The sequence below is a fragment of the Kitasatospora sp. NPDC093558 genome (assembly GCF_040683475.1).
Classification (GTDB): domain Bacteria; phylum Actinomycetota; class Actinomycetes; order Streptomycetales; family Streptomycetaceae; genus Kitasatospora.
Genome location: NZ_JBFBDY010000008.1, coordinates 37,081 through 48,514, shown reverse-complemented (window position 1 = coordinate 48,514; position 11,434 = coordinate 37,081). Strand labels below are relative to the sequence as shown.

The following is an 11,434-nucleotide window of genomic DNA, read 5'->3' as shown; positions in this document are numbered from 1 at the left end:
GCCGACCCGGGCGGGGGTTGGTGCCCCGCCCGGGTCGGCCCGTGTCACAGCTCCAGCCGTATGGCTGTCACTTCTGTTCCACCAACGCCTTGTTGAGGAGGACGACGTTCACGCCCTCGTCGCCGAGGAAGCCGAGGGAACGGCCTTCGGTGTACTTGTCGACCAGCTTGGCGACCGTCTCCACCGGGAGCTTGCGCTCCCTGGCGACCCGGTCGATCTGCTCCTTGGCGTAGGCCACCGAGATGTGCGGGTCGAGACCGGAGCCGGAGGCGGTCAGCGCGTCCGCCGGGACGCTCGCCGGGGCGACGCCGTCGAACTCGGCGACGGCGGCGCGGCGGTCGTTGACGGCCTTGAGCAGGTCGTCGCTGTTCGGGCCGAGGTTGGAGGCGCCCGAGTTGTCGCCGGCGTGGTTGTTCGCGGAGGGGCGGGGCTGGAACCACTTCGGGTCCGGCACCGGGTCCTCCTTCGGGTCGTCGGGGTTCTTCTTCGGCAGGTTGTAGTTCTGGCCGAGCAGGCTGGAACCGACCTGGTTGCCGTCGGACTTCACGATCGAGCCGTTGGCCTTGTCGCTGAAGGCGACCTGGCTGACGCCGGTGACCAGCAGCGGGTAAGCGATCCCGAGGATCACCGTCAGGACCAGCAGCATCCGCAGCGCGGTGAAGTGGGTGCGGACGATCGTCGGCAGGGGCTTGGACATGGTGCTCTTCTCCTCTTCCCTGCGTCAGCTGAGGCCGGGGATGAACTGGACGATCAGGTCGATCAGCTTGATCCCGACGAACGGCACGATCAGTCCGCCGAGGCCGTAGACCCCGATGTTGCGGGCCAGCAGCGAGCTCGCGTCAGCAGGACGGTAGCGGACGCCGCGCAGGGCGAGCGGGATGAGGCCGATGATGACCAGGGCGTTGAAGATGATCGCCGAGGTGATCGCGGACTGCGGGCTGTGCAGGCCCATGATGTTGAGGTGCTTCAGGCCCGGGTACACGCCGGCGAACATCGCGGGGATGATCGCGAAGTACTTGGCCACGTCGTTCGAGATCGAGAACGTGGTCAGCGCACCGCGGGTGATGAGCAGCTGCTTGCCGATCTCGACGATCTCGATCAGCTTGGTCGGGTTGGAGTCGAGGTCGACCATGTTGCCGGCCTCCTTGGCCGCCATGGTCCCGGTGTTCATCGCGACGCCGACGTCGGCCTGGGCGAGCGCGGGGGCGTCGTTGGTGCCGTCGCCGGTCATCGCGACCAGCTTGCCGCCCTCCTGCTCCTTCTTGATGAGGGCCATCTTGTCCTCGGGCGTGGCCTCGGCGAGGAAGTCGTCCACGCCGGCCTCCTCCGCGATCGCCTTGGCGGTCAGCGGGTTGTCGCCCGTGATCATGATGGTCTTGATGCCCATCCGGCGCAGCTCGTCGAAGCGCTCGCGCATGCCCTCCTTGACGACGTCCTTGAGGTGGATGACCCCGAGGACCTTCGCCGGAGCATCGGCGATCTTCGTGGCGACGACCAGCGGGGTGCCGCCGGCCGCGGAGATGCCGTCGACCAGGGTGGCGACCTCGCCGCCGACCGAACCGCCGTTCTCGTTCACCCAGTTGGTGACGGCGCCGGCCGCGCCCTTGCGGACCTGGTGGACTCCCTCGGGCTCGTCCAGGTCCACGCCCGACATGCGGGTCTGGGCGGTGAACGGGACCCAGGTGGCGTGCGTCAGCTCGCCCTGGGCGCGGGCCCGCAGGCCGTACTCGGTCTTGGCGAGGACCACGATCGAGCGGCCCTCGGGCGTCTCGTCCGCGAGCGAGGACAGCTGCGCGGCACTGGCCAGTTCGTCGGTCTCCACGCCCGGGGCGGGCAGGAACTCGGCGGCCTGGCGGTTGCCCAGGGTGATGGTGCCGGTCTTGTCGAGCAGCAGGGTGTTGACGTCGCCGGCGGCCTCGACGGCGCGGCCGGACATCGCCAGCACGTTGCGCTGCACCAGGCGGTCCATGCCGGCGATGCCGATCGCGGACAGCAGCGCGCCGATGGTGGTCGGGATCAGCGCCACGATCAGCGCGACCAGGACGATCATCGACTGCGGGGCGCCCGCGAAGGTCGCCATCGGCTGGAGGGTGACGACCGCGACCAGGAAGACGATGGTCAGCGAGGCCAGCAGGATGTTGAGCGCGATCTCGTTCGGCGTCTTCTGCCGGGCGGCGCCCTCGACCAGGGCGATCATCCGGTCGATGAACGACTTGCCGGGCTCCGAGGCGATCTTCACCACGATCCGGTCGGACAGCACCTTGGTGCCGCCGGTGACGGCGCTGCGGTCACCGCCGGACTCGCGGATGACCGGCGCGGACTCACCGGTGATCGCCGACTCGTCGACCGAGGCGACGCCCTCGACGACGTCGCCGTCGCCGGGGATGATCTGGCCGGCCTCGACCACGACGTGGTCGCCGAGCCGCAGGGCCGTCCCCGGCACCTCCTCCTCGGCGTCACTGGCGGGCCAGTTGGTGAGGCGCCGGGCGACGCTCTCGGTCTTGGTCTTGCGCAGGGTGTCGGCCTGGGCCTTGCCGCGGCCCTCGGCGACGGCCTCCGCCAGATTGGCGAAGATCGTGGTGAGCCAGAGCCAGACGGTGATCGACCAGGCGAACACCGACGGGTGGGCGATCGCGGAGACAGTGGTGACCACCGAGCCGACCTCGACCACGAACATGACCGGGTTCTTGACCATCACCCGGGGGTCGAGCTTCTTCACCGCGTCCGGCAGCGAGGAGACGAGCAGCTTCGGGTCGAGCAGACCGCTGGAGACTCTGTGCGGGGCGGCGGCCCCGGCCTGATCGGCCTGATCGGCCGGTGCGGGAGTGAGCGTAGGGGTGGACATCAGGAGAGACCTTCCGCGATCGGCCCGAGAGCCAGGGCCGGGAAGTAGGTGAGGCCGACGACGATCAGGATCACGCCGGACAGCAGACCCACGAACAGCGGCTTGTGGGTGGGCAGGGTGCCCGGGGTGGCCGGAACCGGCTGCTGCTGGGCGAGCGAGCCGGCCAGCGCCATGACGAAGACGATCGGCAGGAAGCGGCCGAAGACCATCGCCAGGCCGAGCGCGGTGTCGTACCAGTCGGTGTTGACGGTGATGCCGCCGAAGGCCGAGCCGTTGTTGTTGGCGGCCGAGGTGAAGGCGTACAGCACCTCGGAGAAGCCGTGGGCACCCGAGTTGAGCATCCCGGCGCGCTCGCCCGGCAGGGCCATCGCCACACCGGTGCCGACCAGCACGATGGTCGGGGTGGTCAGGATGTACAGCGAGGCGAACTTCATCTCCCGGCCGCCGAGCTTCTTGCCCAGGTACTCGGGGGTGCGCCCCACCATCAGGCCGGCGACGAAGACCGCGACGATGGCCAGGACCAGCATGCCGTAGAGGCCGGAACCGGTACCGCCGGGCGCGATCTCGCCGAGCATCATGTTGAAGATCGTCAGACCCCCGCCGAACGGCGTGAACGAGTCATGGAAGGCGTTGACCGCACCGGTCGAGGTCAGCGTCGTCGAGGCGGCGAACAGCGAGCTGGCCGCGATGCCGAACCGCTGCTCCTTGCCCTCCATCGCGGCGCCCGCGGCCTGGAGGGCGGTGCCCCCGTGCTGCGACTCGGCGAAGGTGAGCAGGGCGGCCGAGGCGACCCAGAACAGGCCCATCACGGCGACGATCGCGTAGCCCTGGCGGTTGTCGCCGACCATCCGGCCGAAGGTGCGCGGCAGGGCGAAGGCGATGACCAGGAGCAGGAAGATCTCGACCAGGTTCGAGAAGCCGGTCGGGTTCTCGAAGGGGTGCGCCGAGTTGGCGTTGAAGAAGCCGCCGCCGTTGGTGCCGAGGAGCTTGATGACCTCCTGGGAGGCCACCGGGCCGCCGGGGATCTTCTGGACCTCGCCCGACAGGGTGTGCACGTCGGTGAAGCCGTGGAAGTTCTGGATCACGCCGCTGGCGGCCAGCACCAGCGCGAACACGATCGACATCGGCAGCAGCAGCCGCAGCGAGATCCGGGTGAGGTCCACCCAGAAGTTGCCGACGCGGTCGGTCCGGTTCCGCGTGAAGCCCCGGATCAGCGCGGCGACGACGGCGATGCCGACGGCCGCGGAGACGAAGTTCTGCACCGCGAGGCCCATCATCTGCACCAGGTGGCCCATCGCGGACTCGCCGCTGTAGGACTGCCAGTTGGTGTTGGTGACGAACGAGATCGCGGTGTTCCAGGCCTGGTGGCCCTCCATCTGCGGAACGCCCAGGTTCAGCAGCAGGAAGGTCTGGAGCCGGATCAGGGCGTAGAGGAAGAGGACGGAGACGGCCGAGAAGGCGAGCACCGAGCGGAGGTAGACCGGCCAGCGCTGGTCGGCGTCGCCGTCCACGCCGATCACCTTGTAGATGCCGCGCTCGACTCTGAGGTGCCTGGCCGAGGTGAGGAGCCCGGCGATGTAGTCGCCGAGGGGGCGGTAGCACAGGGCCAGCGCGCCGACGAGGGCGATGGCCTGCAACCAGCCAGCGAGAGTGGATCCCATGTCAGAACTTCTCCGGGAAGATCAGCGCGACGACGAGGTAGCCGACGAGAGCGACGGCCACGATCAGACCTGCGAGGTTTTCGGCGCTCACAGCTTCTCCACCCCCCGCGCGATCAGGGCGATGACGGCGAACACGGCGACCGTGACACCGACGTAGATGAGGTCGGACATGGGCTCCACCAGCGTGGTTCGGGAGACTGCCGCGACCGGCCGGGGGGCTGCTCGCGGCACCGGCGGAAGACCGGCTGAAGCAGCAAACCAGCCATCAGAGGGGTGTTATGGGTTCCTGACGCCCTCCATACGGGTGAACGGAGGACGTTGACGCGGCCTTGACGCGGACGGGTGAGCAGGACGCGGAACGGTCCCGTCGGCAGGGTGCCGTCCGGGACCGTTCGTCTTCGAATGTGTTGACTCGGTGCGTACGTGGTGTTTGTGCGGTCACATCCGCATGCGCAGGCGGCAGACGACCGCGTCGGTGCTCCGGCGCAGGGCGCGGTCGATCACGGCGCCCCGCCGGTTCTGCAGCGCCCGCTGGTACCAGTGGGCCGGCTCCACCTCGGGGATCAGCACGGTCAGCCGGTCGTACGCGTGCTCCTCCCCCAGCCGGTTCACGAACTCCGCGATCGGCCGGCCCAGCCGCCGGTGGCCGTCCGGGATCTCCACCAGGGGCACGCCCGGCTGCCACAGCTCCCAGTCCCGGCGCAGCGCCTCGGCCTCGGCCGGCTCGTGCACGACGGTCACCGCCAGCACCTCGTCGCCCAGCGACAGCGCCGCCGACAGGCCGTCCCGGGTGAGCCTGGTGATCGCCGTCACCGGGACGACGACCAGGCTGCGCTGCCGTACCACCGCGCCGGGCACCCGGCCCAGCTCCAGGCGTTCGCCGATCCGCTCGTAGCCGCGGTGGATCAGCTCGAAGAGCAGCACGAGCAGGGGCAGCGCCACCACGATGCCCCAGGCGCCCTCGGTGAACTTGGTCCCGGTGACGACGAGCGTCGCGACGCCGGTGAGCAGGGCGCCGAAGCCGTTCAGCGCGGCCTTCCACTGCCAGTTGGCCGGCCGGTGCCGGTACCAGTGCTTGACCATGCCGACCTGGCAGATCGTGAAGCCGACGAAGACGCCGATGGAGAACAGCGGGACCAGGCTGTTGACGTCCCCGCCGGAGCCGACCAGCAGCGCCGCCGAGACGACCGAGAGGAAGAGGACGCCGTGCCGGTGCACCTGGCGGTCGGCGCGCAGCGCGAACACGTGCGGGAGGTGGTTGTCCCGGGCGAGCAGGTGGAGCAGGACCGGCAGGCCGCCGAAGGAGGTGTTGGCGGCCAGTCCGAGCAGGACCACGGTGGAGAACTGGACGACGTAGAACGCGGCGCCGTGGCCGAGCGAGGCGTCGGCCAGCTGGGCGAGCACGGTGACGCCCTCGACCGGCTGGAGGTGGAAGCGGCCGATCAGCACGGCCAGCCCGATCAGCATCACGCCGAGCAGCGCGCCCAGCGCGACCTCGGTGTTCTGGGCGCGCTTGACGCGCGGCGTGCGGAAGGAGGGGACGGCGTTCGCCACCGCCTCGACGCCGGTCAGCGCCGAGCAGCCGGCGGCGAAGGCCTTCAGGAGGAGCAGCGCGCCGACGGTGGTCGCGTTCTCGGCCAGCACGGACGCGTGGCCGGCGGCGGCCGCGGTGCTGGCCGGAGCGTCCCGGAACAGGCCGACCACGACGATCGCCATGATCGAGACGACGAAGACGGCGGTCGGCGCCATGAACCAGCGGGCCGACTCGGCTATCCCGCGGAGGTTGACGGCCGTCACCAGGGCCAGCACGCCGAGGCAGAGCCAGACCCGGTCGTCGTACAGGCCCGGCACGGCCGAGGTGAGCGCGGCCACGCCGGCGGTCACCGAGACCGCGACGTTCAGGACGTAGTCGATCACCAGGGAGGCCGCCGCGGTGAGCGCGGTCCGGCGGCCCAGGTGCTCCTTGGCGACCGCGTACGACCCGCCACCGTCCGGGAAGGCGGCGATCACCTGCCGGTAGGAGGCCACCAGCACGGCCAGCAGGACGGCGATCGCCACCGTGACGGGCAGCGTGAAGCCCAGCCCGTACGCCCCCGCCGCGGCGAGCACCAGGACGATCGACTCCGGCCCGTACGCCACCGAGGCCATGGCGTCCAGAGAGAGGGCGGCCAGGCCGCCGAGCGCCGTGAGGCGGTGCCGCTCGTCGCCCGCGCCGGTATCCGGGGGCTGGGGGTCGGCCGTGACGGCCGGGGTGGAGATGGCGCTGGACATCGACGGGACCTCCGCAGTCGGTAGTTGCTCCGATCCTGCGGGCCGCCTCCCCGACGCCACTCCGCCCCGTACGCGATCCTGACGCGGCCGTGAACGGCTTTAACGCGTCATTGACGCCGCACACGGAGGCACGGCGGGAGCACGGCGGGCGCACAGGGGAAGGCGTGGACGGGGGTGGGCGGGCCACTGTCACGGCGGTCGCCGCTTGGGAAGACGAGAAGGACTCCCACCCCCGCGCCCCCACTCTGCTGCCTGTCCAGAGTAATTGCAACCTATGTGCAAGAAGTGCCGGACCGATCGGCGCCCGGGGAAGCCGGTGGAGGGAAGGGCGGGAAAAACGAAAACAGCCCCTGATCCGCGTTTCCGCAGATCAGGGGCTGTTCTCCATCCGGTGGCTGGTGCAGGGTTCGAACCTGCGTAGCTTGCGCGACAGATTTACAGGCCGCTGATCAGGGGCGCTCTGACCTGCAGACTCCCGCCCCCGGGCCCCGCCTGGTCCGCCCCTGGTCCGGATCACGGTCCAACGGCACTCGATCAACGCCGTGCCTGCATTGCAAGACCAGGCATGTGACTCACATCCCACTGTGCCTTTGAGGCGCTGACCCTCGGGCAGCCATGATCATCCGACGGCACCGAGTTGACCGGCAGCACGCCGTCCGATCTGGCGCTGCTACGGCACCGTCGTGCTCTACGCCAGTCACCGGCGAGCGGTCGACGAGACTCCTCTTCCAGCCTCTGCCCTATGTCGGGTAGTCACTGCATCGCTCCTGGCCGTCCGGCCAGTTGGTCATCAAGGACCCAACCGGCCGAGCTGGCTCCTGCCGCTCAATGGGCGCATACCGGACAGCTTGCGCCTCAGAGGTGGCATGATCTCCCTGAAGTTGAAGGAAGTTTGCCATTTCCCTACTTCGCGCCGCTGATCTGGCCCACAATGAACAGGGCCTCAGCAGTCGAGCCGAGAGGGCAACATGGCATCGAAGATCTCCCTGGAAGAGGAAGGGCCCATGGACCTTCAGGAAGAGATTCTGAAGCGATCTCGCGAGATTCACACCGATCGCTACAGCATGGCCATCAATGAAGCTCTCTCAATGTATGACAATAGAGATCTTGAGGTACATCCGGAGTTCCAGAGGATTTTCCGCTGGCGCCTTCGTCAGCAGTCTCGACTAGTCGAGAGTGTATTCCTCGGAATCCCGATCCCTCCAATTTTTGTTGCAGCCCGATCTGACGGCGTTTGGGATGTTGTGGATGGCGTCCAGCGACTGTCCACCCTCTTCCGTTTCATGGCCGAGTTGAAAGATTCCGACGGAATTCTCGATCTGCCAGAACCCCTACTGGCCGGCGACTACCTAAAGAGTCTGTCTGGAGTCGTATGGGACCAGGAAAAGGTTAAGAATGGCGCTGGCCTCGGCGTGACGGAGCTTACCGATGCCCAGAAGCGGTTCTTCAAGCGCGCAAGGCTCGACTTTCAAATTGTCGAGCACACCAGTGACGATCAGGCGAAGTTTGACCTGTTTCAGAGGCTTAACAGCGGAACGCATCTCTCGGAACAAGAGGCTAGAAACTGCCTTGCAGTGATGTTGGATCCGAGCTTCCACAGGTGGCTAAAGGGGCTTGCATCTCTTCCTGCATTCGCCAGCGCTGTAAACATCAGCGACCGGCAGGAACAGGAATCGTATGGCACTGAGATCGCGCTCCGATTCCTCTCAATGGTGACTGCCGAGCGGTCGGATCTTAGCGGACTGAAGGATGTCGGAGAGTTTCTGACGGGTCGCATGCGCCAGTTTATCCGGGATGATGACTTTGATCGCTCATTTGAGGGGGATCGGTTTGAGAACGTCTTCACCTGGCTCCATGAAGCCCTGGGGGAGGCTTCCTTCAAACGCTATGTACCTGACTCTGACATTTTCAGTGGACGATTTACCGTGTCCGCCTTCGAAGCGGTCTCCACGGGGCTGGGGCTCAACTACTCCTACTGGGCAAATCTCGACTCGGCCATCCGCAGCGAGGAAATCAAAAAGCGGGTAAAGATGGTCTGGGAGGATAGCGTATTCAAGCAAAGGACAGGGGCTGGAAAGTCAGCCGACCTGCGCATTCCGCATATGTATGAGGTAGGTAAGCGGATCTTCTCGGAGGCCTGACTTGCGCACAGTAAGCGAGCTGCAGGACGCCCTCGACGAAGATCTGGCTTGGCGCCGAAGCGAGCTCCATAGCTTTCTTGGCAGCGTTCGTCGCGCCAGCTCAGATAGCACCACTCAGCGCGCCCTATGTCGGGCTGGAGTCCCAATCCTTTATGCGCACTGGGAGGGGCATTCAAAGTTCTGCCTATCCGCCTATCTGAAATTCGTTGGCCGCAGGAGAATGACTTATTCCGAACTTCATCCGGCATTCGTCGCCCTCGCCTTGGAGGCATCCCTGGATTCGCGGCAGGGCGTTTCTCATTCTCGAAAACTAATTCACCGGGTAACAACACTTCTCGACGAAGCCTCTACCCGCCCTCAAATACCATGGAAAAAGGGGGTGGATACCCAGTCAAACCTCAACAGCGAGCGGTGCTTCGACCTCTTTGCATCTCTGGGCCTCGACTCGAACCCAATTCACCTGAAGGCACGCCTGATCGATTATGAACTCTTGCGAGCAAGGAATGAAATCGCTCACGGCCAGTACCTAAATGTGGATGCACGCTCCTACGAAGAGCTACACCACGAGATCATCTCGATGATCGAGTTTGTCCGGAATACTGTTTCCGCTGCCGCGGAGAACGGGGCATACAGGAGAAGCTTCTAATCGGTCCTCCTCAGGCAGGGGCCTGCGATAAAGCACTCTAGGGCCTAAGGGGCTCGATGCAGCCACCTCACTGATCACTCAGTGCATTGGCGATGTGTTCCATCGAGTTCACGATCACAATCGCGCCGACGGCGGCTAGCTTGACATCCTTCCCCGGCTTGTTGGCATAGCCGATCGTCGGGACGCCCGCGGCCTCCCCGGCCTCGACGTCACGGGCTGCGTCGCCAACGAAGATGCAGTGCTCCGGACCAGTGCCCGCGGCTTCCATCGCTTCGAGTAGGAGCCGCGGGTTCGGCTTCATGGACGAGGGGTCGCCCGGGACGCGCCCGAAGACGCCGGCCACGCAGTCGCTGAGGCCGTGCTCGGCGAAGTAGGCCTCGATGGCCGCGCCCGCGTTGTTGCTGACCACCGAGACGAGCCGGCCGGAGCGGGCAGCAGCCCGCAGAACCGATTCTCCGCCCGGGGTCGGGCGGGCGGCCCGGACGGCTTCGGTCTCCATCGCGGCCAGTGCGGCGTCCGTGCTCGCCGTGAGATCGGGGCGGGCGTCCGAGATCAGCCGGAGCAGGGCGAGCGGGTCGCTCTCCTCCTCCGTCCCGGCGGGGAGTTGCTCGCCAGCGGCGAGCAGGCCCTCACGCAGTCGCCGCGCGACCTCGGGGGCGGGGAGACCGGCGAAGACCGAGCAGACCGGGCCGTCGAAGTCGAGGAGGATGTGCTTCACCGGCCGCAGCACGTCCGCGAGTTGTCGAGGGGTGGCGGTCATGGCTGTCGCTCGTAGGCGATCGTGGACCACACGCTGTCGAACCACATCTGGGCCTGCTGGACGTACTGCGATCCGAGCGAGGCGTCGTCCGGGCCGGCGGCGTGGTGGAACAGGGTGGTGTCCTTGCCGGTCACGTCGTAGAAGGTGTGGGCGGTGTCGTCGATCGAGACGGTGCGCTCGCGGAGCGGGTAGAAGCCGAAGAAGGCCTCCGACCGGTTCAGGATGTACAGCTTGAACAGGCTGGACGCCCGGTGCACCTTGACCTGGACGCTCGCCTTCTGGACCAGGCCCAGCTCGGCCAGCATCTCGACCGAGTGAGCGATGCCGCCGGCGTTCGTCAGGGCAATGTTGCGGGCGCGCTCCCGGAGGGCAGCCTCGTCCTGGAGCCCGTCGACCAGGACCGGCACGGCCATCGGCGCCGTGGTGTCCGGCAGCAGCAGGCGGACCGTGATGGACTCCGGCGCCAGCCGGCCGGAGCGGACCTTGTCGAGCGGCTCCTGCAGCGCGTTGTGCAGCGTCTCGCTGGAGAAGCCGGCGAAGTCGAGGGTCACCTGCTGCTGCTCGAAGGCGGCTTCGAGGTGAGGCCGCAGCCCGACCGGCCGAGAGGTGCGCTCCCGCACGAACGAGCCGCTCCCCTGCCGGGTCACGATCAGCCCCTCGGTGCGGAGCAGGTCGAGCGCCTTGTCCACCGTGCCGCGCGCCACGCCGAAGTGCTTCGCGAGCTCAGGACCGGAGGGGAGCTTGTCGCCGGTCTCGAAGCCTGGCTTCTTCGTGAGGATCGAGGCCCGCAGAGAGCTGCTGACCTGCTGATACGGGGGACGGGAGTCGTCCGGGTCTAGGGCCATCTCCCCATGCTAGGGCAGGTGCCCAACAGGGGCGAGAAACCCAACTCTCCTGACCTGCCTAAGCAGGTTGCCTATGTTGTGTGTGTCGCACCAAGTGAGACAGGGGCGACACGGAGGGGCCTTCTTTGGGCTGCTCTGAGCTGCACAAATGCGCCTATGGGGATAGGCGAAGGGGCCCGGGACAGATCGGGCCGAGGTCGACCGCGCCTTGGCATGCGGATGGCATGGACCGAGTGGTCCGCGTCTGCCCTGAAAGACGCACCCC

General features: G+C 67.1%; 9 protein-coding genes. 2 read left to right on the top strand and 7 right to left on the bottom strand.

The window, feature by feature from the left end:
• Nucleotides 1–67: 67 nt before the first annotated feature.
• From kdpC to AB0O00_RS02080, 5 genes are all read right to left on the bottom strand, one after another.
• On the bottom strand, nt 68–697 hold the full coding sequence (gene kdpC / locus AB0O00_RS02100) for a K(+)-transporting ATPase subunit C (protein WP_363648128.1): 630 nt from the start codon (nt 695–697) through the stop codon (nt 68–70).
• 24 nt (nt 698–721) lie between these two features.
• Nucleotides 722–2,845, bottom strand: coding sequence for a potassium-transporting ATPase subunit KdpB (gene kdpB, locus AB0O00_RS02095; RefSeq protein WP_363648126.1), 2,124 nt, complete (start codon nt 2,843–2,845; stop codon nt 722–724).
• Nucleotides 2,845–4,506 carry a potassium-transporting ATPase subunit KdpA gene (gene kdpA / locus AB0O00_RS02090; protein WP_363648124.1) on the bottom strand — a complete coding sequence of 554 codons (1,662 nt, stop codon included), beginning with the start codon at nt 4,504–4,506 and terminating at the stop codon, nt 2,845–2,847. The genes kdpB and kdpA overlap by 1 nt, the downstream gene beginning before the upstream one ends.
• A 1-nt stretch (nt 4,507) precedes the next feature.
• Nucleotides 4,508–4,597 carry a K(+)-transporting ATPase subunit F gene (gene kdpF, locus AB0O00_RS02085; protein ID WP_037830997.1) on the bottom strand — a complete coding sequence of 30 codons (90 nt, stop codon included), beginning with the start codon at nt 4,595–4,597 and terminating at the stop codon, nt 4,508–4,510.
• A gap of 347 nt (nt 4,598–4,944) precedes the next feature.
• Nucleotides 4,945–6,777, bottom strand: a complete 1,833-nt coding sequence (locus AB0O00_RS02080) for an APC family permease (protein WP_363648122.1) — start codon at nt 6,775–6,777, stop codon at nt 4,945–4,947.
• 1,004 nt (nt 6,778–7,781) lie between these two features.
• Between AB0O00_RS02080 and AB0O00_RS02075 the strand changes: the two genes are divergently transcribed.
• Together AB0O00_RS02075 and AB0O00_RS02070 are read left to right on the top strand one after the other, a co-directional pair.
• Nucleotides 7,782–8,918 (top strand): DUF262 domain-containing protein, encoded by a 1,137-nt coding sequence (locus tag AB0O00_RS02075; protein WP_363648120.1) that lies wholly within the window; start codon nt 7,782–7,784, stop codon nt 8,916–8,918.
• 1 nt (nt 8,919) lies between these two features.
• Nucleotides 8,920–9,564 (top strand): MAE_28990/MAE_18760 family HEPN-like nuclease, encoded by a 645-nt coding sequence (locus AB0O00_RS02070; RefSeq protein WP_363648118.1) that lies wholly within the window; start codon nt 8,920–8,922, stop codon nt 9,562–9,564.
• Between the two features lie 67 nt (nt 9,565–9,631).
• Here AB0O00_RS02070 and AB0O00_RS02065 read toward each other — a convergent pair whose 3' ends face one another.
• Both AB0O00_RS02065 and AB0O00_RS02060 read right to left on the bottom strand, forming a co-directional pair.
• The gene (locus tag AB0O00_RS02065) at nt 9,632–10,324 is read right to left on the bottom strand and encodes an HAD-IA family hydrolase (RefSeq protein WP_363648116.1); all 693 of its coding nucleotides are present in this window, start codon (nt 10,322–10,324) and stop codon (nt 9,632–9,634) included.
• On the bottom strand, nt 10,321–11,169 hold the full coding sequence (locus tag AB0O00_RS02060) for a GntR family transcriptional regulator (protein WP_363648114.1): 849 nt from the start codon (nt 11,167–11,169) through the stop codon (nt 10,321–10,323). Before AB0O00_RS02060 ends, AB0O00_RS02065 begins: the two co-directional genes overlap by 4 nt.
• Between the last annotated feature and the right edge of the window lie 265 nt (nt 11,170–11,434).